Below are 25,011 nucleotides of genomic sequence, written 5' to 3'. Positions count from 1 at the left end.
TGCCGCGGGTGAACCGAGTCCGTGGCCCATATTGCGCATGGGTGGACGTTCGTGGTGCGAGCCCCCAAATGCCGCGCATGAACCAAGCAAGCTATCCCGCCCTTCGCATGCGAAGGACCCGTGTCGCCCCGTGGAGCCGCCGGATGGTGGCCGAAACGGTGCTGACCCCGGCCGACCTGATCTGGCCGCTGTTCGTGACCGAGGGGAGCGGCGTGGAGGAGCCGATCGCCAGCCTGCCCGGCGTGTCGCGCTGGTCGGTCGAGCGGATCGCCGAGCGTGCGCGGGAGGCGGAGGCGCTGGGCATTCCGTGCATCGCGCTGTTCCCGAATACGCCCGCGAACCTGCGCAGCGACGACGGGCGGGAGGCGCTGAACCCGGACAATTTGATGTGCCGGGCAATCCGCGCGGCGAAGGAGGCGGCCCCGGGCGTCGGCGTGCTGACCGACGTGGCGCTCGATCCTTATACGAGCCACGGGCATGACGGGCTGGTCGACGCGCGCGGTAATGTGATGAACGACGTCACGTCCGAGGTGCTGGTGCAGCAGGCGATCGTGCAGGCGGAGGCCGGAAGCGACGTGATCGCGCCGTCCGACATGATGGACGGGCGGGTCGGGGCTATCCGCGCGGCGCTGGAGGCCGGCGGGCATCATGACGTGCAGATCATGGCTTATGCCGCCAAGTACGCCTCGGCCTACTACGGCCCATTCCGCGATGCGGTGGGGACGCGGGGGCTGCTGAAGGGCGACAAGCGCGGGTATCAGATGGACTCGGCCAACGCGGAGGAGGCGCTGCGCGAGGTAGCGCTAGACTTGGCGGAAGGGGCCGACACGGTGATGGTGAAGCCGGGACTGCCCTACTTGGACATCGTGCGGCGCGTGAAGGAGCGATTCGAAGTGCCGGTCTTCGCGTACCAGGTGTCGGGCGAATATGCGATGATCGAGGCGTCGGTCGCGGCGGGGGCGGGTGACCGCGACGCGCTGGTGCTCGAAACGCTGATGGCGTTCAAGCGGGCCGGGGCTTCGGGGGTTTTAACTTATCATGCGCCTTTGGCAGCGCGGTTGATGCTTGGGTAACGTTTGATTTGGGGGCGGCTAATCGTCGGGATGTTGTCCCCACCCCAACCCCTCCCCTGAAGGGGAGGGGCTTAGTTTGCGAAAGCGTCAGGCCATTGCGGGCAGGAGCCGTTTCTCGCCGGCGATGCGCATCATCGCCTTTTGCAGCTTGTCGAACGCGCGCACCTCGATCTGGCGGACGCGTTCGCGGCTGACGCCATAGACCTGGCTCAGCTCCTCCAGCGTCTTGGGGTCCTCGGACAGGCGACGCTCGGCCAGGATGTGCTTCTCGCGGTCGTTGAGCGCGTCCATCGCCTCGAGGAGCATGTCGTGGCGGACGTCCTTCTCCTCGCTGTTGGCGAGCAGTTCGTCCTGGAGCGGGTCGTTGTCGACGAGCCAGTCCTGCCACTGACCCTCGCCATCCTCGCGCATCGGGACGTTGAGCGACGTGTCGCCGCCCATCGCCATGCGGCGGTTCATCGAGGTGACCTCGTCCTCGGTCACGCCCAGGTCGGTCGCGATCTTGGTGAGCGTCTCAGGGCGCAGATCGCCGTCCTCGAACGCGTTCAGCTGGCTCTTCATCCGGCGCAGGTTGAAGAACAGCTTCTTCTGCGCGGCGGTGGTGCCCATCTTCACGAGGCTCCACGAGCGTAGGATATATTCCTGGATCGAGGCGCGGATCCACCACATCGCGTAGGTGGCTAGGCGGAAGCCGCGGTCCGGCTCGAACTTCTTCACGCCCTGCATCAGGCCGATATTGCCCTCGGAGATCAGTTCCGACGTGGGCAGACCGTAGCCGCGATAGCCCATCGCGATCTTTGCCACGAGGCGGAGGTGGGACGTGACGAGGCGCGCCGCGGCGTCCGGATCCTGATGCTCCTGGAACCGCTTGGCGAGCATATATTCTTCTTCCGGCTGCAACAGCGGGAATTTGCGGATTTCGCTCAGGTACCGATTCAGGCTGGCTTCACCGCCGAGCGCGGGAATCGTCGCAGGCAATGTCTTTCCGGCCGCCATCTTGCATTTCCTTCATATGATCGGTCGGCCGGATGTTTCCGTGGGCGACCTTTGGGCCCGTCATACAGAAAGTTCGCTGAACAATCGCTGCATGTCGGGTGGAATGTCGCTTTCAAACGTCAGATACTCGTTGGTCACCGGATGGATGAACCCGAGCGTCTGGGCATGGAGCGCCTGCCTCTCGAAACCTAAACGCGTCAGCAACGCCATATGTTCAGGACGGTTCTTTCCATAAGTCTGATCGCCCAGCAGGGGGTGACCGAGCGAGGCCATATGGACGCGGACCTGGTGCGTACGGCCGGTTTCCAGGCGGCACTCGATAAGCGCCGCGCGGTTCAACCGTGTAAGGAGCGACCAGTGGGTGATCGCGTGCCGGCCGCGGTCCCCATCGACGATCGCGATCTTCTGGCGGTTCGTGGCGGATCGCGCGAGGGCCGCATCGACCGTACCGTTCAGGTGGCGCGGGATGCCGGCGACGATGGCGCGGTAGCGGCGGTCGACGCTGTGCCGGCGGAACTGCGCGGCGAGGCCCTCGTGCGCCGGATCGGTCTTGGCCGCGACGATCAGCCCCGACGTGTCCTTGTCGATGCGGTGGACGATGCCGGGCCGCTCGACCCCGCCGATGCCCGACAGTGTTCCGCGGCAGTGGTGGAGCAGCGCGTTGACCAGCGTGCCGTCGTAATTGCCCGCGGCGGGATGGACGACGAGGCCGGCCGGCTTGTCGACGACGATGAGGTGGTCGTCCTCGTAGGCGATGACCAGCGGGATATCCTGCGCGATGTTGTGCGCGGGCGTCGGGGCGGGGATCGCGACGCGGTAGACCTGGCCGGCGGCGACCTTCAGCGCCGGGTCGCGGGAGAGGGTCTCGCCGACGCTCACCTGGCCGGAGGAGATCAGCGCTTTCAGCCGTTCGCGCGACAATGTCGTCAGCACGGCCGCCAGCGCACGGTCCAGCCGCCAGCCGTGATGCTCCGCGGACAGGACCGCTTCCAAAGTCGACACCCCCGCGTCCATTGCGGTACCAAATGGCGATGCGTGTCGAAATAGCAACAGGGCTGATCGCCGAACTGACCGCGCTGGCCGCGGGGGACCCGGATCGCGAGGTATGCGGCATTCTGTACGGCGCGGCCGGGCGGATCGACGGCTATGGGGTGGCGGCGAACGTGGCGGCGGCGCCGGGAAGCACGTTCGAGATTGATCCGGCGGCGCTGTTCGCGGCGTATCGCGCGGCGCGGGCGGGCGGGCCGGCGGTTGTCGGCTGTTACCATTCGCATCCGCGCGGGAGTGCGACGCCGTCGGCACGCGACCGGGCCGGGGCGGAACCGGGCCAGTTCTGGCTCATTCTGGCGGGGATGGACGCGCGACTGTACCTGAGCGGACCGGGCGGCGGATTTACCGAATGTACGGTCGCCCAAACTTGAACATTGGCGAATCGCGCGTCAATACATGCAGCCTCAAGGCCGCCCATGCGCGCGCCCGACCCAGGATGTCCAACCTATGTCCCGCAGCTCGATCGATTTCGCCAGTCTCCTCTGCTCGCGCCTGTGCCATGACCTGCTGAGCCCGGTCGGCGCATTGAACAACGGGATCGAGCTGCTCGCCGACGAGCATGACCCGGAGATGCGCGCGCGCTGCCTGGAACTGCTGGCGGAAAGCGCGCGGGCGTCGGCGAACAAGCTGAAGTTCTTTCGTTTGGCGTTTGGTGCGGCCGGCGGGTTCGGCGATGCGGTCGACACGCGCGAAGCACGGTCGGCGATCGAGGGGCTGTTCGGGCAGGACCGCCGGATCCAGCTGGGCTGGATGGTGTCCGACCCGGCCATGCCGAAGGGCGCGATGAAGATCCTGCTGAATCTGGCGCTGATCGCTGGGGACGCGCTGGTCCGCGGTGGGCGGCTGGATATCGGCGCGGAAGCGGGTGAGATCGTGGTGCGTGCGGAGGGGCCGCGACTGGTGCTCGACCCGGAATTGCGCACGGCGTTGCTTGGTGGGGCAGATCCGGAGACGGTGACCCCGCGGGCCGCGGCGGCGTGGCTGGTGCATGCGCTGGCGACCGAGATGGGCGGGCAGGTGCAGGCATCCGACGGTTCGGACGGCGTTCTGATGCTTGGCGCGCAGATCCCAATCGAGGCGGACGCCGCCGGCTGACCGGATCGTGATGGTCGGGGAGACAGGATTCGAACCTGCGACCCTCTGGTCCCAAACCAGATGCGCTACCAGGCTGCGCCACTCCCCGACTGGTCCGACGCCTTAGGGGATCGCGGCTTTCCTGCGCAAGCGAAACGTTGGGGCAGGGCGTTGATCGATCATTGTACGACTAATTGCTCCGACAAGTCGCGGGCAGGGAAACATGCGGGTGGATGGGGGGTTGATGGGGCATGATTGAAATGACAGGCTCCACCCCGATACTCGGTTACGTCGTGATCGTCGTACCACTCGTGCTAATTGCCTTGTGGGCGATTCGATCGGTGCTGGCGGCCCGGGATGTTGAGAAGGACCAGCGTTCGGACGAAGACGAACTGGGTTGATGGGTAACGGGGGGACGTCATGTCGAGTGCAGCAAAAGAATTCCTGGATGTCTGGACGACGCAGCAAGACCATCATCCTCCGCTGACCGATGCGGATGCTGCGATGCTCGCGGAACAGTGGGAAGCAGACGCGCGGCAGAACGGCATTCCGGCGGCAGAGGTTCGCGCGGCGGCCGGCGGTGATATTGCGGCGTTCCTTCAGCGCACGTTCGGGCGCGAGGGGTCGGAACTGACGCTGGACTGATCCGTCAGGCGTCGGGCAAAGCCTGATCCGCGACGCACCAGTTTGCCAGCGCGGGTGACGCCGCCCGGTTCAACAATGTGTCGGCGTCCGCGATCGTATACTTTGCCGCGGTTTCGATCGTGCTGAGTTCGTCCCAGGTGATGGGTGCGGCGACCGGAGCGTTCGGGCGGGCGCGGACGGCGTAGGGCAGGATCGCCGTCGCGCCGCGCTGGTTGCGGAGCCAGTCGATGAAGATCCGGCCGGTGCGTTCGGACTTCTTCATATTGGCAGTGAAGCGTTTGGGATGAGCCTGCGCCAATGCGCGTGCCAGCCGGTCGGCGAAGTCCTTGACCGCGGGCCACTCCGCACTCGCATCGAGTGGCGCCACGACGTGGATGCCCTTGCCGCCGGACAGCAGCGGCCAGGTTGCAAGGCCAAGGTCGGCGAGCGTGTCGCGCACCGTGATCGCAGCAGCGCGGACGTCTTCGAAGGCGAGCCCTTCGTCCGGGTCCAGATCGAATACGAGCCGGTCGGGGGCCTCCAGAGCGTCTATGCGTGAGCCCCAGCCGTGAAATTCGATCGCGCCCATCTGGACGCAGGCGACGAGGCCGGCGGCATCCTCGACGTAGAGATAATCCTCGGTGCCGCCGTCCTTTTCGGGGATCGGGACATGGCGGACATGATCGCCGAACGTGCCGGCGTCGTGTTTCTGGAAGAAGCAGTGTTTCGCACGGCCCTGCGGACAGCGGACGAGGCTGACCGGGCGGCGGGCGGTGAAGGCGAGCATCGGGTCGGCAAGCGCGGCATAATAGGCCGCCAGTTGGCCCTTGGTGATGTTCGATTCGGGGAAGATGACGCGGTCTGCGTTGGTGAGCGTGATGCCGGCGGGCTTGTCGGCCGGTGCAGGTTTTACGGGCTTGACCGGTTGCGGGGCCTCCTCGACGACGTCGGCGGCGGCCTTGTCCTCGCGCAGGCCGATGAAGCTGGAGTGGCGCAGGACGCCGTCGCCGGTGACTTCGGCGAACGCGACCTCTGCCACCAGTTTCGGCGTGACCCAATGCGCGCCGCGGATGGCCGCCTTGGGGGCGTCGACGGTGGCGGTCTTGCGTTCGAGCGGGTCGAGCTGCGCCAGCAGCGCGGCCATGCCGGCGGTGTCGAACCCCGTGCCGACCTTGCCGGCGTAGCGCAGCCCGTCCGCGCCGTGGACGCCGAGCAGGAGCGATTTGAAACCGCGCGTCTTGTCGCTGGGCAGCCAGCCGACGATCACGAACTCCTGGCGCTGCGTGCATTTGATCTTCAGCCACGCGTGGGACCGGGCGCCGCGATAGGGGGCGTCGGCGCGTTTGGAGATGACGCCTTCGTAGCCGGCAGCGCAGAGGCTGCGGAACAGCGCCTCCCCGCCGGTGAGCATGTGGTCGGCATAATGGATCGGCGGTTCGATCCCGTCGAGCAGGTCGGCAAGCGCGGTCTTGCGGTCGAGATTGGATTCGCCGGTCAGGACGCGGCCGTCGCGTTCGAGCAGGTCGAAGGCGAAGAACGACAGGGTCGCACCGCCGTCCTTCAGCGCGGCCTGCAGTGCGTGGAAACTGGGTTTGCCGTCCTTGTCGAGGACGACGATCTCGCCGTCGATCAGCGCGGTGCCGGGCAGTTTGGCGGCTGCGGTGACGATGGTGGCGAAGCGGTCCGACCAGTCGAGCCCGGTGCGGGTGAATGCCTTGGCCTGCCCGTCGCCGACGGCGATCAGCGCGCGGTAGCCGTCATATTTGACCTCGTGCAGCCAGCCTTTGCCGGCCGGGATCGCGTCGACCAGCGTGGCGAGCTGGACCGGGCGGAAGGCGGGCGGGGGGCCGGACGGCTTGGTCGCGGCGGGTTTGCGTTTCGCCTTGGCGGGTTTGGCCGCGGGCTTCTTCGTGGGTTCGACGACGGGGGCGCCGGCCTTTGTCGCGATTTCGGCCATGGTGCGGCCGGTGTCGACGCTCGTTAGTTCGGTGGCGACGAGATCGCGGGCGGGATCGGCGGCGGCGTCCTCGACCTTGCGGAGCAGCCAGTTCTCGCGGGTTTCGCGACCGCGCGGCTTCATCCGGACGAGCAGCCATTCGCCCTGCATGCGTTCGCCGGCGAGGGTGAAGTGGAGGTGGCCTTCCTCGATCGTCTTGGACGGATCTTTGCCGGGGATGGAGGCCCAGGTGCCGCGATCCCACAGCATGACGGTGCCGCCGCCATATTCGCCGGCCGGGATCGTGCCCTCGAACGTAGCGTAGGACATCGGATGGTCCTCCGTCCGCACCGCGAGCCGCTTGTCGGCGGGGTCGAGGCTGGGGCCCCGCGTGACCGCCCAGCTTTTGAGCACGCCGTCGAGTTCGAGGCGGAAATCGAAGTGCAGCCGGGTCGCGTCGTGCTTCTGGACCATGAAGGTCCGGTCCTGGTTGGCCTTCGACCGGGCGACCTTGCCCTTGGGCTCCTGCGTCTTCGCGAAGTCGCGCTTCGCGTTGTAGGACGTCAGCGGATCGGGCTTGGCGGCCATGTCAGGCGCGTTTACGTGCAGGCGCCTTGCGCGCCGGCTTGTCGTCGTCCGCCTCGTCCTTTTCCGCGGCCTTCTTTGCGGGAGCCTTCTTGGCGGCGGGTTTCGCGCCGCCGCCGCTGCGGTCGAGCGACTTCTTCAGCGCGGCCATCAGGTCGACGACGTTGCTGCCCTTGGGCGCTGCGGTGTCCTCGGGTTCCTCGACGATACGGGTTTCCTTGCTCTCCTTCTTACGCTCGATCAGGTCGCGCAGCGCATCGACGTAGCGGTTGTGGAACTCGGTCGCGTCGAACGGCGCGGTCTTCTTGTCGATCAGCGTGGTGGCCAGGTCGAGCAGGTCGGCGTCGGGTTTGGCATCGTCGATATCGCGGAAGTAGGAGGCGGCCTTGTTGACCTCGTCCGTGTAGCGCAGCGTTTCGAGTACGAGCCCACGGCCGCAGGGCTTCAGGCTGATGACATATTCGCGGCCGCGCATCGCGAGCTGGCCGAGGCCGACCTTCTTGCGCGCGCGCAACGCCTCGCGCAGCACGATGAACGCTTCCTCCGCAAGGTCGTCGGCGGGGACGACATAGTAGGGCTTGTCGAAATAGATCGCGTCGATCTCATGCGCGTCGACGAACTGGGTGAGTTCGAGCGTCTTCTTGGACTCGAGCTTGACGCCCTCGATCTCCTCCTCGTCGAGCAGGACATATTCGCCCTTCTTGTACTCGAAGCCCTTGAGGATCTCGTCGGTGTCGACCGGGCCGATGCCGGGCACGACTTTCTCGTACTTGATCCGCTTGCCGGACGGTTCGTGAATCTGGTGAAAAGCGACGGTCGCGCCGCTCTTGGTCGCGGAGAAAATCTCGACCGGGATCGAGACAAGTGCGAGCCTGATCTGACCCTGCCAATAGGCGCGTGCGGCCATCGTCCCGTCCCCCCTAAATCGTTCCAGCGCCGACTCAATCCGCAGACGACGCCGCGGTTCCGTCACGGGCTAACGCCAACTTAACCAGACGCTGCCAAGCCGGAGGGAGATTCGAGGAAAGGGTCGCCTCATGGAAATAAGTCCAGCCAGCGCACGGATGTTCGCGGGCATTTTGGAACAGCGGACGGGGCAGTTGCTGCCGCCCGCGGAGCAGGGACGGCTGGAGGTTGCGCTCGACACGTTGGTCCGCGCGCACGGGTTCGGCAGTGCGGATGCGGTCGCGGCGGCGGTGGCGGGCGGGCGCGATCCGGCGCTGTCCGACGCGGTGATCGAGGCGCTGCTGAACGGCGAGACGAGTTTCTTTCGTGATCCGGAATGCTTTGCGCAGCTGAGCGATATTGTGGTGCCGCGGGTGATGGCTGCGCGGCCAGACCGCGCACTGCGAATCTGGTCCGCCGGCTGTTCGACTGGGCAGGAGGCCTATTCCGTGGCGATGGCGCTGGCGGAGAACGCCGAACTGGATGGCTGGCAGGTCGATATCGTCGCAACCGACGTGTCGCGCGGGGCGATCGAGCAGGCGCGGGCGGGGCGGTATGCCGAATTCGAGGTCGGTCGCGGTTTGTCGCCGGACCGGGCGGCGGCGTGGTTGGTGCGTGACGGGGATGCGTGGCGGGTGCGGGCGGCGTTGCGGGACAGCGTCAGGTTCCACACGCTGAGCCTGCTGGACACGGCACCGCTGCCGGGGACGTTCGACATCATCCTGTGCCGCAACGTGCTGAGCCGTTTCGCGAATGACGTGCGGCGGCGGGCGGTGCAGCGGCTGGCGCGGGCGATCGCGCCGGACGGTTTCGTCATGCTGGGGGCGGGCGAGACGATGGCCGGGTCGGCCGCGTTCGTGGCCGAGGCTGGGTTCCAGCGGCCGGTTCCTGCGTCGCAGGGTTGACGGCGCGGCGTGCGGCGGGATGCTAGGGGTACCCGACGCCGTGATTGCGAGACGATGCCATGCCAGACCCGATCCGCCGCCCGTCGCCCAATTTCGATGCGCGTGATGCGGACGTATCGATGCTGGTGCTGCATTATACCGGGATGAGGGATGCGGAGTCGGCGATCGCGCGGCTGTGCGATCCGGAGGCGAAGGTGTCCGCGCATTATGTCCTCGACGAGGACGGGACGCTCTACCAACTGGTCGATGAGGCGGATCGGGCCTGGCATGCCGGGCGGTCGTTCTGGCGCGGGGCGGTCGACGTCAACGCGATCAGCATCGGGATCGAGATCGTCAATCCGGGGCATGAGTATGGCTATCGCCCGTTTCCCGCGGCGCAGATGGACAGGTTGGTTCCGCTGGTGGCCGATATCGTCGCGCGGCACGGAATCGCACCGGTGAATGTGGTGGGCCATTCCGACATCGCGCCGGCGCGCAAGGAGGACCCGGGCGAGCTGTTCGACTGGCGGCGGTTCGAACGACATCGGCTGGCGGTGGCGCGGCCGAAGCTCGCGTTCCGCGATCCGCACTGGACGCCGGGCGGGTTCCTGGTCGCGTTGGAACGGTTCGGATATGACGTGGCGGACGGGCCGGCGGCGGTGCGCGCGTTCCAGCGGCGGTTCCGGCCGGAGACGGTGGACGGGGTGGCGGACGGGGAATGCCGCGCGATCCTGCTGGCGCTGCTGCTGGACACAGGCGCGGCGTTGCCGCAATAGCGGCCGCGTCAGAGGGCCGGGCGGCCGCCGGTGCATTCGTGCACGGGAGGAAAGTCCGGGCTCCAAGGAGCAACGGTGCCGGGTAACGCCCGGCGAGAGCGATCTTAGGGACAGTGCCACAGAAAACAGACCGCCCGCGCTTCGGCCGGGTCAGGGCGAAACGGTGCGGTAAGAGCGCACCGCGGACCGGGTAACCGGAACGGCACGGCAAACCCCACCGGGAGCAAGACCGAATAGGGACGGCATATGGGCTGCTTCGCCCCGTCGTCCGGGTTGGTCGCTGGAGGCCGCGGGCAACCGTGGTCCTAGAGGAATGGTCGCCCATCCGTCGCCTTCGGGCGGTGGTGGACAGAACCCGGCTTACAGGCCCTCTGGCACTTTATTCCGGCCCGGCCATGGTGGCGGGGGCCGTGCAGCCCTAGGTTAGCGGCATGGCAGGAACGTCTCGATCGAACGACTGGGGCTTTCCCCGCTGGCGCAGCTATGGCGGCGAGCGCGGTGCCACGCAGGTCCGGATGTGCGACCGCGACGGCTGCACGCGGCCCGGCGATCGACCTGCGCCGAAGTCCCCGAACAGCCCGGAACGCTGGTATTTCTGCGAGGAACATGCGGGCGAGTACAACCGCGGCTGGAATTATTTCGAAGGGTTGTCCGCAGAAGAAGCGGCGGCGCGCGAGAAGGCCGAGCGCGGGACGGCGTCGGGTTATGCCGAGGCGTCGCATTATGGCTGGGGCGGGTCGGGCGACGGCAGCCGGTCGCGCGACGAACTGCGCGCGCTGGAAGTGCTGGGGCTCGACCCGGACGTCGAGGCGGATGCGGTGAAGGCGGCTTGGCGGAAGCTCGCCAAGGCGAACCATCCGGATGTGAACCCGAACGATCCAGCTGCCGCCGAGCGGTTTCAGGCGGTGCAGACTGCGTACGAAGTGTTGCGCGCCGCCGACGAGCGGCGTGAGCAGGCGCAGGCGAAGCCGGCACGATGAAGGACAATGTGCGCGCGGACTGGACCGCGGCTGTGCTGGTCTGCCGGAAATGTTCGCGCAAGCTGGATGGTGGGTTCGGGGCCGATGGGGATCGGCCGTTGGCGAAGGTTTTGCGGGCCGCCTTGGGCGGGGGCAAGGGGCGGAAGGCTGCGGTCGGCGTGGTCGAGGTGGATTGCCTGAAGGTTTGCCCGAAGCGGGCGGTGGTGGTGGTCGATGGGCGGCGGCCGGGGGATTGGTTGCTGGTTGAAGCTGGGGCCGAGGTTGCTGCTGTGGTGGAGCGACTTGGGTTTGGGATTGAAACCGTTGCACCCGCCCCGAACCGTTCCCCGGCGGAGGCCGGAGTCTAGCCGCTACCGTTTCACCTAGGCCCCGGCCTTCGCCGGGGAACTTTGGTGCTTCGGTTTGGTGTTTTCGCGGTCTCGCGCCCTCTTCGTATCCCCGCGGACGCGGGGATCCAGTTTGTCTCAGGTGCTGCGTTATTTAACTTAGCTGGACCCCGCGTCCGCGGGGAACGGGCTGCCTGCCTCAGTCCGCGTAGCGTTCCGCGGTTTCGCGGATCAGGGCGATCATGTTGGGGATGCCCTGGGTGCGGTTCGAGCTGAGCTGGCGGGACAGGTCGAAGGGGGCGAGTTCGGCGGCGATGTCGGTTTGGGCGATGTCGGCGGCGGGGCGGTCCTGGACGGCGAGCAGGACGAGCGCGATGATGCCCTTGGTGATCGCGGCGTTCGAGTCCGCGAGGAAGTGCAGTTGCCCGTCCTGGTCAGTCGGGTAGACCCAGACCGAGGCGGAGCAACCGCGCACGAGGGTGGCGTCGGTCTTGAGCGCGTCGGGCATCGGGGCGAGTTCGCGGCCGAGGTCGATCAGCATGCGGTAGCGATCGTCGCCTTCGAGGAAATCATATTCCTCCAGCGCTTCGGACAAGGTGGCGGGTGCGGTCATGGGGCGCGGATAACAGGTCGGGCGGGCGAGGGCCACGGCTTGTCGCCGGACTAAAGGTCCACCCCGGCGGCGATCGCCTCGAGCTTGCGAATCCGTTCGCGCAGGTCGGCGATTTCGATGCGGGCGCCGGAGGAGGGGGCGGCGGTTTCGCGGCGACCCTCGATCTCCAGCCGGCGGAGATCGAGCCAGCCGCGCCAGCCGACCAGTGCGGCGTGCGTCATGACGACCAGGCCGGCAAGGGCGGCGACGGCGGCGATGATCCACATGGACATATCGGCATTCATCGGGACGGCTCCTGAAGCGGGTGAGGGGTCAGCGATCCTTGAGGCGCAGCGCCTCGATCTCGCGGTCGAGTTTGGACGGGCCTTCGCCGTCGGTGGCGATCCGTTCGAGCACGGCGACCCGCTCGCGCAGGCGGCGCACCTCGTCGGCCAGCAGCTGCGTGTCGATCCGGTCCTGTGGCGCTGCGGCGTCGGCACCGGAGTTTCGCGTCTGGTATTTCGCCTTCATCACGCCGGCGATGCACGCGATCAGGACGATCAGCACCACCATCATCTGTCCGCCACCCATGGTCTCATTCCTTTTTAAATGTTGGTCCGGCGCCTGGCGCCCGGGACTAGCGGAGTGCGTCGATCTCGCGGCCCAGGCGGGCGCCTTCGTCGGTCGCGATGCGTTCCAGAACCGCGATGCGTTCCTCCAGCCGCAGGACCTGATTCTTCAGCCGGTCATTCTCCCCACCGAGCAGGTCGAACCGCCGTTCCGCATCGGGCAGGCTGCGGTCGACCGTGTTGCCCCAGTCATCCGTGAGCGGGTAGCCGTGCTTGGCGCGGATCGCGGTGGCGACAACCCAGGCGACCATGACGATCGCGACCAGGGCAATGATGAAACTCTCTCTGTCCAATTCTGCCTCCTGTTTCCTGCGACGCGGGGTTCAGCGCAGCGCTTCGATCTCGCGGGCGGTGTGCGTCGCCGGGTCGACGGCGATCCGTTCGAGGACGGCGAGCCGTTCCTGGAGGCGCAGCGTGCGATCGGCCTGCCGCTCGTTTTCCTGCGACAGCAGTTCCACCGCGCGCTGGGTATCGATTGCGGACGATGTCTGCGCGACCTTTGCCTTGCGGCGGCCGTAGGCCTGGATGAGGAGGGTCGCGATGACCCCGAGGATCAGGCCGAGGAAGAAGGCGGCTTCGGGCGGCATCGGTGCGGGTGCGGGCGCGGATGCGATGGTGTTGAGCGGCATGTCTTAGGTCCCCCGTTTGATCGGCTGGTTCAGCGCAGCGCGTCGATTTCGTTGGCGAGGCGGGTGTTCTGGCTGGTCACGTGCGTTTCGATGTCGGCCAGGCGGCGGTCGATGTCGCGGAAGCGGCTGCGCACGTCGCGGACCGAGGCGCTGGGCTTGGCCCGGACCTGCTGCCAGAATTTCTCCTCCTGCGCGTCGGCGCCGTAGAATTCCCGCGGCTTGTCGTCCGCCATCCAGCCGAGCACGAGATAGGCGATCGGCATGAGCGGCCCCAGCGCGAACACGGTGAGCAGGACGGTGCCGACGCGGATCAGAGTGACGTCGAGGCCGGTATAGTCGGCAAGGCCGGCGCAGACGCCCATGGCCTTCTTGTTGCGCTTGTCGAGGTAGAAGGTGGTGCGGCGGGCGGACATGAGCGTCTTCCTTTCCTGGGGTGTGAAGCGCGCGCCTTAGCGGCGGCGGCTGCCGATGGGGTCCTGGTCTTCGCGGCGATAGTCACGGTCCGGCATGTCGCGATCGCGGAGATCGCGGTCGGGCGCGGACTGGCTGGCGAGGCGGTAGTCGGGATGGTCGGCGGCGATGATCCGTTCGATCGTCGCCAGCCGGTCGTCCAGCCGCCGTGCGGTTTCGTACAGGTCGTCCATCAGGTTCTCGTCCTGCACGGTCAGCGTGCCCGACTGTTTCCACCGCGTGATGTAGTGGAAGATCAGCCAGGGCAGGCCGATGAAGAGCATCCCGACGATCAGGATGGGGAGCATGACGTCTTCCATCATCTCAGCTCTCCCGTGCTTGCTGGCGGGCCTTCAGCGCTTCCAGCTCGGCATCGACCGCGTCGGACGAGCGCAGTTCCGCGATCTCCTCCTCCAACGACTTGGGCGGCGCGCCCAGGCTCATGGCGTCGGCGCGGCCCTCGGCCCAGTCGACGCGGCGTTCGAGCACCTCGAACCGCGAGAAGGCGTCCTCGGTCTTCTGGCCGGCATACATCTCGCGCATCCGGACGCGGTTGTTCGCGCTTTCGAGCCGAGCGGAGATCGCGTTCTGGCGGCTGCGTGCCTCGCGCAGCTTGGTCTGCAGCTTGGCGATGTCGCCTTCGGACGCACGGAGCGCATCCTCGAGCACGCCGACCTCGGCCTGCAGCTGTTCGGACAGGTCGGTCGCCTTGCGCTTTTCGACCAGCGCGGCCTTGGCGAGGTCCTCGCGGCCCTTGGACAGCGCGAGTTCGGCCTTTTCGGTCCAGTTGTCCTGGACCTGAGCGAGCTTGCCCATCTGGCGACGCATTTCCTTCTGGTCGGCGATGGTGCGCGCGGCGGAGGCGCGAACCTCGACCAGCGTCTCTTCCATTTCGAGGATGATCATGCGGATCATCTTGGCCGGATCCTCGGCACGGTCGAGCATGTCGGTCATGTTGGCGGCGATGATATCGCGGGTGCGGGAGAATATGCCCATCTGGCGTTTCCTTGAAAACAGGGGTTCAGTAGCGCAGCGCCGTGGCACCCGCCGCATCGGCAGGGGCGCGGGCGGGGCCGACCGCCGCCACGACGCAGGTCGTGGAGAGCAGCAGGGCGCCGATCGTGGAAAGGATGACATGGTAACGGTCGGACTGGAACATGGTCGTCTCCCTGAACCCGGTGGACTGATGTCCCGGCGCTGATGGCCGGTGATGCCGGATATTTTGCAGGGATCGTGCCAGTTGGCGGAAGTGGCTTTGCAGGCCGGTTTTGCGAGGTGCGGTAAGGCGGTGCCGCAAAGCCGCTTGCGAACGGTTGGGAAATGACGCCAATCTTTCGCCATGGAACGGACCAGCAGCTTTATCGGCGAATCGTCGATCTTTCTCGATACTGTCGAGCGGGCGAGCCGGGCGGCGGCGCTCGATCGGCCGGTGCTGGTGATCGGGGAACGCGGCACGGGCAAGGAACTGATCGCCGAGCGGCTGCACCGCCTGTCGCAGCGCTGGTCGGGGCCGTTGGTGACGCTGAACTGTGCCGCGCTGCCCGAAACGCTGATCGAGGCGGAGCTGTTCGGGCATGAGGCGGGCGCGTTCACGGGCGCGACCAAGGCGCGGCCCGGACGGTTCGAGGAAGCGCATGGCGGCACGCTGTTCCTGGACGAGCTGGCGACGCTGAGTTCGGGTGCGCAGGAGCGGTTGTTGCGCGCGGTGGAATATGGCGAGGTGAACCGGATCGGATCGAACCGCGCGATCCGCGTCGACGTGCGAATCGTGGCGGCGACGAACGAGCATCTGCCGGCGCTGTGCGAGGCGGGGCGGTTCCGCGCCGACTTGCTCGACCGGCTGTCGTTCGAGGTCATCACGCTGCCGCCGCTGCGTGCGCGGACGGGCGACGTGCCGGTGCTGGCGGAGCATTTCGCGCGGCGGATGGCGGCGGAGCTTGGCTGGACGCACTGGCCGGGCTTTACCGATGCGGGGATGGCGGCGCTGGTGGCGCATCCGTGGCCGGGCAATGTCCGCGAGCTGCGCAACGTGGTGGAGCGTGCGGTGTACCGCTGGGACGATCCGGAACGGGCGGTGGATGCGATCCAGTTCGATCCGTTCGCATCGCCCTGGGCCCCGGTCGGGCGCGAGGCGTGCTCGATCCCGAATGTGCAGAAGGAGGTCGCGCCGGCGGCCGTGGCGCCTGCGCCGCCGGTGGAGGTCGTGGCTGACCTGCGCGGGGCGGTGGACGGGTATGAGAAGGCAATCATCGAGGCGGCGATGGCGCAGCACCGGTTCAACCAGCGTGCGACAGCCAAGGCGCTGGGGCTGAGTTACGACCAGCTGCGCCATTGCCTGAAACGCCATGCGTTGCTGGGGTAAGCCGGGCCGCGATAAAGGGGGCATCGTTCCGGCGTATGCTGCGTTAGGAAGCGCGATGGAACCGTCCAAGGAGACAGACGATGGCGTTCGAACTTCCCCCGCTCCCCTATGACTACGCGGCGCTTGAGCCGACGATCGATGCGGAGACGATGAAGCTGCATCACGACAAGCATCACCAGGCCTATACCGACAAGCTGAACGAGGCGGTGGCCGCCGACGACGCGCTGGCGACCAAGTCGATCGAGGAGATCGTGTCCGGCATCTCCGCCTATCCCAAGGCCGTGCGCAACAATGGCGGCGGTTACTGGAACCACATCTTCTTCTGGGACACGATGAAGGCGGGCGGCAGCCAGCCGACCGGCGCGCTGAAGACGGCGATCGAAGAGACGTTCGGTTCGGTCGACGAGTTCAAGACGAAGTTCAACGCGGCGGGTGTCGGCCAGTTCGGTTCGGGCTGGGCCTGGCTGATCGTCGATGAGAGCGGCGCGCTGAAGATCACGTCGACCCCGAACCAGGACAATCCGTTGATGGATGTGGCCGAGGTGAAGGGCACGCCGGTGCTGGGCAACGACGTGTGGGAACATGCGTACTACCTGAAGTACAACAACCGCCGGCCGGACTATCTGAAGGCGTGGTGGGATGTCGTCGACTGGGACAAGGCCGGGCAGCGTTACGACGCCGCCAAGGGCTGATCTTCGCGATCACGTATGAGGAGGGGCGGGCCGCAAGGTCCGCCCCTTTTTTCGTGGGGCATGTGAACGGCGCCCTACAGGTGCCAACAGATGCCGTTCAGATCGGCGGCCGCATAAGGGTCTCACCAATTCAGGGAGAGACACGATGCGTATCAAGACCTTCATCATGGCGTTGGCCGCAATGATCCCGGCCGCTGCGGTGGTCGCCCCCGCGCAGGCAGAAGCGCAGCCCCGGCACGAGCGTTACGACCGCGGCGATCGCTACGACCGCCCGGGCCATCATGTACAGCGCCGCAACTGGCGCGGGCGCGATCAGTATCGCAACCGTGGCCGGCATTATGGTCGCCAGCGCTACGACCGTCAGCGGCATGACCGCCACGACCGGAACGACCGCCGCGATTATCGGCGGTAAGCGACGACGCGGGCGTCGGTCCGCGTCAGCCCTGCGGCGGAATCGGCGGGTCCGATTCCGCCGTTTTGATGTCCAGGCCGTGCTTCATGAGCAGCGGGATGTTCGCCAGCGCGAACAGGATCGTCGCCGGCATCGCGCCCCAGAGTTTGTAGCCGAGCCAGAAGTCGGTGGTCGTGTTGCGCCAGACCAGTTCGTTCGCGGCGGCGAGCACCAGGAAGAACCACGCCCAGTTACGCGACAGCAGCGACCAGCCACGATCGCTCAGTCCCGGATAGGCGGCACCCAGCACGACCTTCAGCGTCGGGCGGTTCGTCCAGAGGCCGAAGAACAGGATCGCGGCGACCATGACGTAATAGATGGTCGGCTTGAGCTTGATGAAGGTTTCGCTGTGCAGCCAGATGGTCAGGCCGCCGAACACCAGCACCATGACGCCGGAGATCGCCAGCATCGGCGAAACCTTGCCGTGGAAGATGCGCGCGGCGAGCATCGCGGCGGCGGTCGCGACCATGAAGACGAGCGTGGCGAGGAAGATGTTCTTGGTCAGCACATTGGCCAGGAAGAAGACCGCGAGCGGCCCGAAATCGAGCGCGAGGCCGATCAGTGGGCCGCGTTCCTTGGCGGCGGGCGTCGCGGGGGGTGGATTTGGGCTCATGCCGGGTTCTTCGAGCTGGCGAGTCGTTCGACGCCGGCGATGGCGCGGGCCACCTCCTGCGGATCGAACGGGCGGAGATCCTCGATCGTCTCGCCCACCCCGATCGCGTGGATCGGCATGCCGTATTTTTCGGCCGCGGCGACCAAAGTGCCGCCGCGCGCGCTGCCGTCGAGCTTCGTCATGACGAGGCCGGTAACGCCGGCGGACGCGCCGAACACCTCGATCTGGTTCAAGGCGTTCTGGCCGGTGGTAGCGTCGAGCACGAGGACGACGTCATGCGGCGCGGCGGGGTTGAGGCGGCCGAGCACGCGGCGGATCTTGGACAGTTCGTCCATCAGCCCGGCCTTGTTCTGAAGACGGCCGGCGGTGTCGACGATCAGCACGTCTGTGCCGCGCGCGGTGCCCTGCTTCACGCCTTCGAACACCAGGCTGGCCGCGTCGCCGCCTTCCTTGCCGGAGATGATCGGGATGTTGAGTCGTTCGGCCCAGACCTTCAGCTGGCCGATCGCGGCGGCGCGGAACGTGTCACCGGCGACGAGCATCACCTCGTAATCCTGTTCCTGCAACAGGTGGGCGAGCTTCGCGATCGTGGTGGTCTTGCCCGATCCGTTGACGCCGATGACCAAGATGACCTGCGGCCGGGGAAAGGCCTCGATCTCGAGCGGCTTGGCGACGGGGGCGAGGATCGCGGCGATCTCGTCGGCCACGACCTGGCGCACGCCAGCCTCGTCCAGCCCGCGCTCGTAGCGCGCGGAGCCGAGCGTCGCGCGGATCTTCGCGGCGGTGGCGGGGCCGAGGTCGGACGCGATCAGCGCCTCCTCGATCTCGTCGAGCGTCTCGTGATCGAGCGTCGTCTTGGTGAACAGGCCGGAGAGATTGTCGCCGAGCTTGTCCGACGTGCGGCGGAAACCGCCGATCAGCTTTTCGTGCCAGGTCGGTTCGGTCATGCGTGGAAATCCCCGGAAAGGGTGCCGTCGAACACCCGGACGGCCGCCCCCGTCATCAACAAGCGGCCATCGGTTTCGGCCAGCATCAGGTCGCCGCCCGGCAGCGTCAGGCGGACGGTGTCGTCGAGTAGCCCGCGGCGCCGGCCGGCGGCGAAGGTGGCGCAGGCGCCGGTCCCGCAGGCGCGCGTCAGGCCGGCGCCGCGCTCCCATGTCCGCATCCGGACATCGCGGCGGTCGGTCACGCTGGCGACGTTCACGTTGATCCGTTCGGGGAACAGCGGGTCCTGCTCGATCTGGGGGCCGAGCCGGTCCAGTGGGACGGCGTCGATATCGTCGACGAAGAAGACGAGGTGGGGGTTGCCGACCGACAGCGCGACGGGGTTTTCGAGCATTTCCCAGCCGACGGGCAGCGATCCGGTGTCCATGGCGTAGGCGAGCGGGATGCGGTCCCACGTGAAGTCAGGGACACCCATGTCGACTGCGGCGCCGCCGTCGGACAGTTTCGCGACCAGCGGGCCGGCGGCGGTGACGACGGTGACGTCATGGCCGAGCAGCACGGGGACGCAGCGCGTGGCGTTGCCGCAGGCGGACACTTCGGATCCGTCGGCGTTGAAGATCCGCATCGCGATCGAGCCGGCTTGCGGGTGGTCGGCCAGCTGGATGAGCTGGTCGCAGCCGACGCCGGTGCGGCGATCCGCGATCGCGCGGACAGTGCCTGCGTCGAGCGCGATACTGTCGCGGCGGCCGTCGATCACCACGAAATCATTGCCCAGGCCGTGCATCTTGGTGAAACGGATCGTCATGCGCGCGATCTAGGTGCGGGGGGCGGGGAAGTCCACTTGCTTGACCGCGGCGCGATCGATGGCGGACCGTGGTCAGGCGGCCCGCGCGGTGCCAAGCAGCGAGCGATCGGCAAGCAGGCGGCGGGTCTGCTGCACGTCCACCGGCTGGCCATAATGCCAGCCCTGCGCGCGGTGGCAGCCGAGCCCGCGGAGCCGGTCGGCGATCGCGGCGCTCTCGACGCCCTCTGCGGTGACCGGAACGGACAGGCTGTGGCCGAGCCGGGTGATCGCCTCGACGATTGCGGTGCTTTCCGGGTCGTCGTTCATCGCCATGACGAAGCTCTTGTCGATCTTGATCCGATCGAACGGCAGCGCGCGCAGATGGGCGAGACTGGAATAGCCCGTCCCGAAATCGTCGAGCGCGACCCGGACACCCTGGTTCTTGAGCGAAGCGACGATCGATTGGGCGAGCGCCATGTTGTCGAACAGCGAGGTCTCGGTGATTTCGATCTCCAGCCGCTGCGGCGGGAAGCTCGTTTCGATCAGCAGCTTCAGGATCTTCTCCGCCAGCCACGGGTCCTTCAGCTGCGCCGGGCTGATATTGACGGACAGGCTGAGCGCGGCGTCCCAGCCGGCGGCATGCTCGAACGCCTGGCGCATGATCGACATCGATAGGTCGGAAATCAGCCCGGCGTCCTCGGCGATCGGGATGAACAGGCCGGGCATCAGGATGCCCTCGGTCGGGTGATCCCAGCGTGCCAGGACCTCGAAGCCCATGAGGCGGCCGGTGGCGAGGTCGATCTGCTGTTCGTAATAAGGGACGATCCGACCGGCCGGGATCGCGGTGCGCAGCCCCGCCTCGACCGCGTTGCGCGCGGCCAGTTCGCGGCCCATGCCGGCGTTGAACCAGCAGGCCGACGCGCCGCCGGACTTCTTCACCGCGGACAGTGCGATGTCGGCGCGGCGCATGGCGGGATCGACCGTGACATCGCTCGGTTCGGTGCGGGCGATGCCGATCGACGCAGTGATGTGGATCGATTCGCGGCCGAACGCGAACGGCCGGGTCAGCCGCGCCAGGATATGGCCGACGACGGTATCGACGGTCGACGAATATGCCGCGTCGTAGGTCATTAGGCAGGCGAATTCGTCGCCGCTCAGCCGTGCGACGGTGGCCGAGGGCGGCATCAGTTGGGTCAGTGCCTCACCGAATTCGACGAGCACGGCGTCGCCGGCGGCGTGACCGCGGCCTTCGTTCACGGCACGGAAATTGTCGAGGTTGATGGTCAAGACAGCGATCGACAGGCCGCGCTGGGCCGCCGTGATCCGCGTACTGCTCGCCAGTTCGGCCAGCGTCCGGCGGTTGGGCAGGCCGGTGAGCGGATCGCGCGAGGCGAGCGTCTGGACCCTCGCCTCCAGCGAGCGATAGTTGCGGCTCTCCGCCACCAGGCGACGATGCCGGACAAGACCGAACAGCGTCAGTGCCATGTTAAGGAGCAATGCACATTGCAGGACATGCCGAGCATGGTCGGGTGACAGCGTGATCGGCAGAAGTTGCGAACCGAGTGCCGCGAGGAGCCCGATGAACCAGAGCGCGATGACGATCACGCTTTGACCTGCCGTCGCGAACGGCTCGGTCGAACCGGCGGCAGCGGCCGTGCGAAGGCGCTGCGCGAAACGGGGGAGCGGGAATGCCATAAGACGATAGTCGCATTGTGACGCTTTACGAGTGGTTAAGGCCGGACCACAGCCGGGCTCATAGGGACCTCGTTCGGTCGCGACATTGCGTTTCGGCGCGGTCCACGCTAAGCGGCGCGCGACCGTTCCTTCCGGAACCGATGTGCAAGCGCCCACGGGTGCCCGCCGGCCAGCGAGTTTTCGCCCGCCGGCGTTTTGCGCGTTGGCCCGGGCGGAGCACAGTGTTGGCCCGGCGGGGCCTTGGGAGAAACCGATGTTCGAGACCCTGAGCGACCGCCTGAGCGGTGTCTTCGACAAGCTGCGCGGCCGTGGTGCGCTGGCCGAGGCGGACGTGCGTGCGGCGATGCGCGAGGTGCGAATCGCGCTGCTTGAGGCCGACGTCGCGCTGCCCGTGGTGCGCGAGTTCGTCGAGAAGGCGACTGAGCAGGCGGTCGGCCAGAATGTGCTAAAGTCGGTCACGCCGGGTCAGCAGGTCGTCAAGATCGTCAACGACGCGCTGGTCGAGATGCTGGGGTCCGACCAGGTCGACCTGGAACTGGACGTGGCGCCGCCCGCGGTCGTAATGATGGTCGGCCTGCAGGGGTCGGGCAAGACGACGACGACCGCCAAGATCGCCAAGCGGCTGACCGAGCGCGGCCGCAAGCGGGTCATGATGGCGTCGCTCGACGTCAACCGGCCGGCGGCGCAGGAGCAGCTGGCGACGCTGGGTACGCAGACGTCGGTCGCGACGCTGCCGATCGTCGAGGGGCAGCAGCCTGTCGATATCGCGCGCCGCGCGCTGCAGGCCGCGAAGCTGCAGGGTTTCGACGTCGTGATGCTCGACACCGCGGGCCGCCTGCACGTCGACCAGGCGTTGATGGACGAGATGAAGGCGCTGGCCGACATCTCGAAGCCGCAGGAGATCCTGCTGGTCGTCGACGCGCTGACCGGTCAGGACGCGGTCAACGTCGCGAAGAATTTCTCGGACCAGGTGCCGTTGACCGGTGTCGTGCTGACCCGCATGGACGGCGATGCGCGCGGCGGTGCGGCGCTGTCGATGCGGGCCGTGACGGGCAAGCCGATCAAGTTCGTCGGCACGGGCGAGAAGCTCGACGCGATCGAGCTGTTCCACCCGGGGCGGGTTGCCGGGCGCATCCTGGGCATGGGCGACGTCGTGTCGCTGGTCGAGCGTGCGGCCGAGACGATCAAGGAAGACGAGGCCGAGGCGCTCGCCGCCAAGATGGCTAAGGGCCAGTTCGACCTGAACGACCTGCGGTCGCAGCTGGCGCAGATGCAGCGGATGGGCGGGTTGTCCGGCCTGGCCGCGATGCTGCCGGGCGTGAAGCAGGTGAAGAACGCGATGGCCAACGGCCAGGCGGACGACAAGGTGCTGGTGCGGATGGATGCGATCATCTCGTCTATGACGATGAAGGAGCGCACCAAGCCCGAACTGCTGAACGCCAAGCGCAAGATCCGCGTCGCCAAGGGTTCCGGCACCACAGTGCAGGAGGTCAACAAGCTGCTCAAGATGCATCAGGACATGGCGAGCGCCATGAAGAAGATCCGCAAGATGGGCGGCCTGAAGGGTCTTGGCGCGCTGTTCGGCAAGGGCGGTATGGGCGCGGCGCTCGGCGGCCTCGCGCCGGGCGGCATGGGTGGGGCACCGGGCGGCATGCCGGGTGGCCTGCCGGGGCTGGGCGGTCCGGGCAACCTGCCGCCGGGGTTCAACGGGTTCAAGAAGAAGTGAGCATCCGCTCCTTTCTCTAGGGACGGGGCGATCCAGCCCCGGTTTTCAGTTTCGGTTTCGTTTTTCAGAACACAAAGAAGGAAGTCAGTATGTCCGTTTCGATCCGTCTTTCGCGCGGTGGCGCCAAGAAGCGTCCTTATTACCGTATCGTCGTCGCCAATTCGCGCGCGCCGCGTGACGGCCGCTTCATCGAGAAGATCGGCACCTACAACCCGCTGCTGTCCAAGGACGACGAGAAGCGCGTCATCCTCGACACCGAGCGTGCCAAGCACTGGCTGTCGATGGGCGCGCAGCCGACCGACCGCGTCGCACGCTTCCTGGACGTCGCCGGCGTGAAGGAGCGCCCCGCGCGCAGCAACCCGGACAAGGGCAAGCCGGGCGAGAAGGCCGTCGAGCGCGCCGAAGAGCGTGCGACAAAGGTCGCCGCCGCCGAGGCCGCCGCGAACGAAGCCAAGTCGGCGACCGATCCGGCCGAGGGCGCATCCGACGCCGCACCGAGCGAAGGTGCCGAGCACGTCGAGACCGCGGCCTGAGCCGGGTTCCGAGCCAATTGGGGCGACCCTGTGACAGGGTCGCCATTTCCGGACCCGTCCGCCGGCTTTTGCCGGTGGGCGGGTTCCGCGTTTGGGGACCCTTATGACCGATCGTCCGATCACGCTGGCCGTCATCATCGGCGCGCACGGCATTGCCGGCGAGGTCCGGCTGAAGCTGTTCGCGGAGGATGTCGCGGGGCTGAAGGCGCACGGCGCGTTCAATGACGGGGCGCTGACGCTGAAGTCGCTGCGGCCGGGCGGGAACGGGGCGATCGCGCGGTTCGCGGAGATCACCGATCGCAACGGGGCGGAAGCGATGCGCGGGACCGAATTGTCGGTGCCACGGTCCGCGCTGCCGCCGCTGGAGCCGGGCGAATATTATCATGCCGACGTGATCGGGCTGCCGTGCGTCGATGCTGCCGGGGTGGTGATCGGCCAGGTCGTGGCGATCGAGAATTTCGGGGCGGGGGACGTGATCGAGGTCGAGCGGCCGGATGGGAAGCGGGCGATGATGCCGTTCAGGGAGCCGGCGGCGGTGCTGGAGCCGGACCGGGTGGTGGTGGACGACGCATTTCTGGTTTGAGGGTTGGCTGCCTTAACCCCACGTCACCCCGGAGTTGATCCGGGGGCCCGCTTCTTCTGCCGCGTGTCGAAAGGCAGCGAGACCCCGGGCCAAGCCCGGGGTGACGATGGGAAGAGTTTGAAGTCTTACCGAACCAACGCCCGCTTCTCCGCCAGGTCGTTGCGCATCGTGGTCGCGGCGACGCCGGCGGCGCCCATGGCGTGGCTGATCTGGTCGAGGCCGATCACGACGTCGCCCGCGGCGTAGAGGCCGGGGACCGAGGTGCGCTGATGATCGTCGACGTGCATACAGCCGTCGTCGCCGGCGTCCGCGCCGACATCGACCGCGAGGCGCGAGCGGATGTCGGAGCCGAGCGCGGGGTAGACGCTGTCGAAGGCCAAGCCACCTTGTGGAGTCGGGACGATAAGGCTGTCGCCCTCGATCCGAAGCCGGTCGCATGGGCCGGCGACCCGCACGACTCCGAGTTCGTCCAGCTTGGCAATTTCCTCGTCGCTCAGGCAATGTTCGGCGTCGGGCGAGATCAGTGTCACATCGCGCGTGTAGCTGCGCAGGAAGACGGCTTCCTTCATGCCGTGCGACCCGGTGCCGATGATGCCGACCTTGCGGTCCGTCACCTCATAACCGTCGCAGACCGGGCAGTAGCGGAGCAGGCCGCGTTCGAGTGCCTCGTGATGGACGTCGTCGTCGATCGGCGGGCGCTTGTTGACGACGCCGGTGGCGAGCAGCACGCTGTGAGCGAACAGCGTCGTGCCCCCGTCGAGTTCTGCGAAGAAGCGGCCGTCGGCGTGGCGATCGAGCTTCGTCACCGCGCCGGGCGTCACCGGGGCGCCGTAGAGCGCCGCCTGTTCCTGCATGTCGGCGAGGAGGTCGGTGCCGCGTACCCCCTCCGGATAGCCGGCATGGTTGTGGCTGAGCGGGATGAGCGCGGCGCGGCTCTTCCCCGCATCGACCACCAGCGTGTCGAGGTGGAAGCGGGTGAGGTAGATCGCCGCGGTCAACCCGGCCGGGCCGCCACCGATCACCAGTGCATCATAGGTCTTTTCGATCATGCGACAGGCAAACCGCCAGCCGGGCGATC

Annotated in this window: 33 protein-coding genes, 1 tRNA gene and 1 other RNA gene; 16 read left to right on the top strand and 19 right to left on the bottom strand. The window is 67.2% G+C overall.

The features are described from left to right. Window positions 1-77 precede the first annotated feature (77 nt). Window positions 78-1,073: a porphobilinogen synthase gene (gene hemB / locus IEX50_RS04140; protein ID WP_157175521.1), complete on the top strand. Its 996-nt coding sequence runs from the start codon at window positions 78-80 to the stop codon at window positions 1,071-1,073. An 87-nt stretch (window positions 1,074-1,160) separates the two neighbouring features. On the opposite strand, the gene rpoH is transcribed toward hemB, so the two are convergent. Next, window positions 1,161-2,069 carry an RNA polymerase sigma factor RpoH gene (rpoH, locus tag IEX50_RS04135; RefSeq protein ID WP_157175522.1) on the bottom strand — a complete coding sequence of 303 codons (909 nt, stop codon included), beginning with the start codon at window positions 2,067-2,069 and terminating at the stop codon, window positions 1,161-1,163. 60 nt (window positions 2,070-2,129) lie between these two features. Then, window positions 2,130-3,083 carry an RluA family pseudouridine synthase gene (locus IEX50_RS04130; protein WP_157175523.1) on the bottom strand — a complete coding sequence of 318 codons (954 nt, stop codon included), beginning with the start codon at window positions 3,081-3,083 and terminating at the stop codon, window positions 2,130-2,132. Between the two features lie 17 nt (window positions 3,084-3,100). On the opposite strand from IEX50_RS04130, the gene IEX50_RS04125 reads away from it, so the two are divergent. After that, entirely contained in the window at window positions 3,101-3,490 is a 390-nt protein-coding gene (locus tag IEX50_RS04125) for a Mov34/MPN/PAD-1 family protein (RefSeq protein WP_157175524.1), read from the top strand. 76 nt (window positions 3,491-3,566) lie between these two features. Beyond that, window positions 3,567-4,214 (top strand): histidine phosphotransferase family protein, encoded by a 648-nt coding sequence (locus IEX50_RS04120; RefSeq protein ID WP_157175525.1) that lies wholly within the window; start codon window positions 3,567-3,569, stop codon window positions 4,212-4,214. Between the two features lie 11 nt (window positions 4,215-4,225). Here IEX50_RS04120 and IEX50_RS04115 read toward each other — a convergent pair. Beyond that, window positions 4,226-4,302, bottom strand: a tRNA-Pro gene (locus IEX50_RS04115). Window positions 4,303-4,444: 142 nt separating this feature from the next. On the opposite strand from IEX50_RS04115, the gene IEX50_RS04110 reads away from it, so the two are divergent. Continuing rightward, window positions 4,445-4,594 carry a hypothetical protein gene (locus IEX50_RS04110; RefSeq protein WP_157175526.1) on the top strand — a complete coding sequence of 50 codons (150 nt, stop codon included), beginning with the start codon at window positions 4,445-4,447 and terminating at the stop codon, window positions 4,592-4,594. 19 nt (window positions 4,595-4,613) lie between these two features. Further along, window positions 4,614-4,838, top strand: coding sequence for a hypothetical protein (locus IEX50_RS04105; RefSeq protein WP_157175527.1), 225 nt, complete (start codon window positions 4,614-4,616; stop codon window positions 4,836-4,838). A 4-nt stretch (window positions 4,839-4,842) separates the two neighbouring features. On the opposite strand, the gene ligD is transcribed toward IEX50_RS04105, so the two are convergent. Continuing rightward, window positions 4,843-7,341, bottom strand: a complete 2,499-nt coding sequence (gene ligD / locus IEX50_RS04100) for a DNA ligase D (protein WP_157175528.1) — start codon at window positions 7,339-7,341, stop codon at window positions 4,843-4,845. Window position 7,342: 1 nt separating this feature from the next. After that, window positions 7,343-8,245, bottom strand: coding sequence for a non-homologous end joining protein Ku (gene ku, locus IEX50_RS04095; protein ID WP_157175529.1), 903 nt, complete (start codon window positions 8,243-8,245; stop codon window positions 7,343-7,345). A 130-nt stretch (window positions 8,246-8,375) separates the two neighbouring features. Between ku and IEX50_RS04090 the strand changes: the two genes are divergently transcribed. The 5 genes from IEX50_RS04090 to IEX50_RS04070 all read left to right on the top strand — a co-directional run bounded on the left by IEX50_RS04090 (window position 8,376) and on the right by IEX50_RS04070 (window position 11,270). Then, window positions 8,376-9,188, top strand: coding sequence for a CheR family methyltransferase (locus tag IEX50_RS04090; protein ID WP_157175530.1), 813 nt, complete (start codon window positions 8,376-8,378; stop codon window positions 9,186-9,188). Window positions 9,189-9,247: 59 nt separating this feature from the next. Next, window positions 9,248-9,943: an N-acetylmuramoyl-L-alanine amidase gene (locus IEX50_RS04085; RefSeq protein WP_157175531.1), complete on the top strand. Its 696-nt coding sequence runs from the start codon at window positions 9,248-9,250 to the stop codon at window positions 9,941-9,943. Between the two features lie 8 nt (window positions 9,944-9,951). Continuing rightward, window positions 9,952-10,322: RNase P RNA component class A (gene rnpB, locus IEX50_RS04080), an RNA gene on the top strand. 52 nt (window positions 10,323-10,374) lie between these two features. Then, complete coding sequence (locus IEX50_RS04075; protein ID WP_157175532.1) at window positions 10,375-10,923, top strand: J domain-containing protein; 549 nt, start codon at window positions 10,375-10,377, stop codon at window positions 10,921-10,923. Then, window positions 10,920-11,270, top strand: coding sequence for a (2Fe-2S) ferredoxin domain-containing protein (locus IEX50_RS04070; protein ID WP_157175533.1), 351 nt, complete (start codon window positions 10,920-10,922; stop codon window positions 11,268-11,270). Before IEX50_RS04075 ends, IEX50_RS04070 begins: the two co-directional genes overlap by 4 nt. Window positions 11,271-11,448: 178 nt before the next feature. Here the strand turns inward: IEX50_RS04070 and IEX50_RS04065 are convergent, their stop codons facing one another. From IEX50_RS04065 to IEX50_RS04025, 9 genes are read right to left on the bottom strand one after another with little or no spacing between them, the layout of a single operon-like run. Then, window positions 11,449-11,862: a SufE family protein gene (locus tag IEX50_RS04065; protein WP_157175534.1), complete on the bottom strand. Its 414-nt coding sequence runs from the start codon at window positions 11,860-11,862 to the stop codon at window positions 11,449-11,451. 50 nt (window positions 11,863-11,912) lie between these two features. Next, entirely contained in the window at window positions 11,913-12,146 is a 234-nt protein-coding gene (locus IEX50_RS04060; RefSeq protein WP_229673633.1) for a hypothetical protein, read from the bottom strand. Window positions 12,147-12,174: 28 nt separating this feature from the next. Continuing rightward, window positions 12,175-12,432, bottom strand: coding sequence for a hypothetical protein (locus IEX50_RS04055; protein WP_229673632.1), 258 nt, complete (start codon window positions 12,430-12,432; stop codon window positions 12,175-12,177). A gap of 46 nt (window positions 12,433-12,478) precedes the next feature. Further along, entirely contained in the window at window positions 12,479-12,763 is a 285-nt protein-coding gene (locus IEX50_RS04050; RefSeq protein WP_308419283.1) for a hypothetical protein, read from the bottom strand. Between the two features lie 30 nt (window positions 12,764-12,793). After that, window positions 12,794-13,099 carry a hypothetical protein gene (locus IEX50_RS04045; RefSeq protein ID WP_157175536.1) on the bottom strand — a complete coding sequence of 102 codons (306 nt, stop codon included), beginning with the start codon at window positions 13,097-13,099 and terminating at the stop codon, window positions 12,794-12,796. A gap of 29 nt (window positions 13,100-13,128) precedes the next feature. Continuing rightward, window positions 13,129-13,512 carry an envelope stress response membrane protein PspC gene (gene pspC, locus IEX50_RS04040; RefSeq protein WP_157175537.1) on the bottom strand — a complete coding sequence of 128 codons (384 nt, stop codon included), beginning with the start codon at window positions 13,510-13,512 and terminating at the stop codon, window positions 13,129-13,131. 36 nt (window positions 13,513-13,548) lie between these two features. Beyond that, window positions 13,549-13,869: an envelope stress response membrane protein PspB gene (gene pspB, locus IEX50_RS04035; RefSeq protein ID WP_157175876.1), complete on the bottom strand. Its 321-nt coding sequence runs from the start codon at window positions 13,867-13,869 to the stop codon at window positions 13,549-13,551. A gap of 4 nt (window positions 13,870-13,873) precedes the next feature. Continuing rightward, window positions 13,874-14,545 carry a phage shock protein PspA gene (gene pspA, locus IEX50_RS04030; RefSeq protein WP_157175538.1) on the bottom strand — a complete coding sequence of 224 codons (672 nt, stop codon included), beginning with the start codon at window positions 14,543-14,545 and terminating at the stop codon, window positions 13,874-13,876. A gap of 25 nt (window positions 14,546-14,570) precedes the next feature. Beyond that, window positions 14,571-14,708 carry a hypothetical protein gene (locus IEX50_RS04025; protein WP_157175539.1) on the bottom strand — a complete coding sequence of 46 codons (138 nt, stop codon included), beginning with the start codon at window positions 14,706-14,708 and terminating at the stop codon, window positions 14,571-14,573. Window positions 14,709-14,888: 180 nt separating this feature from the next. On the opposite strand from IEX50_RS04025, the gene pspF reads away from it, so the two are divergent. The 3 genes from pspF (at window position 14,889) to IEX50_RS04010 (ending at window position 17,015) form a co-directional block, all read left to right on the top strand. After that, on the top strand, window positions 14,889-15,911 hold the full coding sequence (pspF, locus tag IEX50_RS04020) for a phage shock protein operon transcriptional activator (protein ID WP_157175540.1): 1,023 nt from the start codon (window positions 14,889-14,891) through the stop codon (window positions 15,909-15,911). A gap of 80 nt (window positions 15,912-15,991) precedes the next feature. Further along, window positions 15,992-16,603, top strand: a complete 612-nt coding sequence (locus IEX50_RS04015) for a superoxide dismutase (protein ID WP_157175541.1) — start codon at window positions 15,992-15,994, stop codon at window positions 16,601-16,603. Window positions 16,604-16,748: 145 nt separating this feature from the next. Next, entirely contained in the window at window positions 16,749-17,015 is a 267-nt protein-coding gene (locus IEX50_RS04010; RefSeq protein ID WP_157175542.1) for a hypothetical protein, read from the top strand. Between the two features lie 25 nt (window positions 17,016-17,040). Here the strand turns inward: IEX50_RS04010 and IEX50_RS04005 are convergent, their stop codons facing one another. From IEX50_RS04005 to IEX50_RS03990, 4 genes are all read right to left on the bottom strand, one after another. Then, window positions 17,041-17,667 (bottom strand): septation protein A, encoded by a 627-nt coding sequence (locus IEX50_RS04005; protein ID WP_157175543.1) that lies wholly within the window; start codon window positions 17,665-17,667, stop codon window positions 17,041-17,043. Then, window positions 17,664-18,614: a signal recognition particle-docking protein FtsY gene (gene ftsY / locus IEX50_RS04000; protein ID WP_157175544.1), complete on the bottom strand. Its 951-nt coding sequence runs from the start codon at window positions 18,612-18,614 to the stop codon at window positions 17,664-17,666. The genes IEX50_RS04005 and ftsY overlap by 4 nt, the downstream gene beginning before the upstream one ends. Further along, window positions 18,611-19,417: a diaminopimelate epimerase gene (dapF, locus tag IEX50_RS03995; protein ID WP_157175545.1), complete on the bottom strand. Its 807-nt coding sequence runs from the start codon at window positions 19,415-19,417 to the stop codon at window positions 18,611-18,613. Before dapF ends, ftsY begins: the two co-directional genes overlap by 4 nt. Before the next feature lie 72 nt (window positions 19,418-19,489). Beyond that, window positions 19,490-21,001, bottom strand: a complete 1,512-nt coding sequence (locus IEX50_RS03990; RefSeq protein WP_188699415.1) for a putative bifunctional diguanylate cyclase/phosphodiesterase — start codon at window positions 20,999-21,001, stop codon at window positions 19,490-19,492. Between the two features lie 343 nt (window positions 21,002-21,344). Between IEX50_RS03990 and ffh the strand changes: the two genes are divergently transcribed. The 3 genes from ffh (at window position 21,345) to rimM (ending at window position 23,933) form a co-directional block, all read left to right on the top strand. Beyond that, complete coding sequence (gene ffh, locus IEX50_RS03985) at window positions 21,345-22,817, top strand: signal recognition particle protein (protein WP_157175547.1); 1,473 nt, start codon at window positions 21,345-21,347, stop codon at window positions 22,815-22,817. Between the two features lie 89 nt (window positions 22,818-22,906). Next, window positions 22,907-23,350, top strand: coding sequence for a 30S ribosomal protein S16 (gene rpsP, locus IEX50_RS03980; protein ID WP_157175548.1), 444 nt, complete (start codon window positions 22,907-22,909; stop codon window positions 23,348-23,350). 103 nt (window positions 23,351-23,453) lie between these two features. Then, window positions 23,454-23,933 carry a ribosome maturation factor RimM gene (rimM, locus tag IEX50_RS03975; protein WP_157175549.1) on the top strand — a complete coding sequence of 160 codons (480 nt, stop codon included), beginning with the start codon at window positions 23,454-23,456 and terminating at the stop codon, window positions 23,931-23,933. 125 nt (window positions 23,934-24,058) lie between these two features. Here rimM and IEX50_RS03970 read toward each other — a convergent pair whose 3' ends face one another. Then, window positions 24,059-24,982, bottom strand: a complete 924-nt coding sequence (locus IEX50_RS03970) for an NAD(P)/FAD-dependent oxidoreductase (RefSeq protein ID WP_157175550.1) — start codon at window positions 24,980-24,982, stop codon at window positions 24,059-24,061. Between the last annotated feature and the right edge of the window lie 29 nt (window positions 24,983-25,011).

The sequence above is a fragment of the Sphingomonas prati genome, assembly GCF_014643515.1.
GTDB lineage: Bacteria > Pseudomonadota > Alphaproteobacteria > Sphingomonadales > Sphingomonadaceae > Sphingomonas_R > Sphingomonas_R prati.
This window is presented reverse-complemented; position numbering and strand designations above follow the sequence as displayed.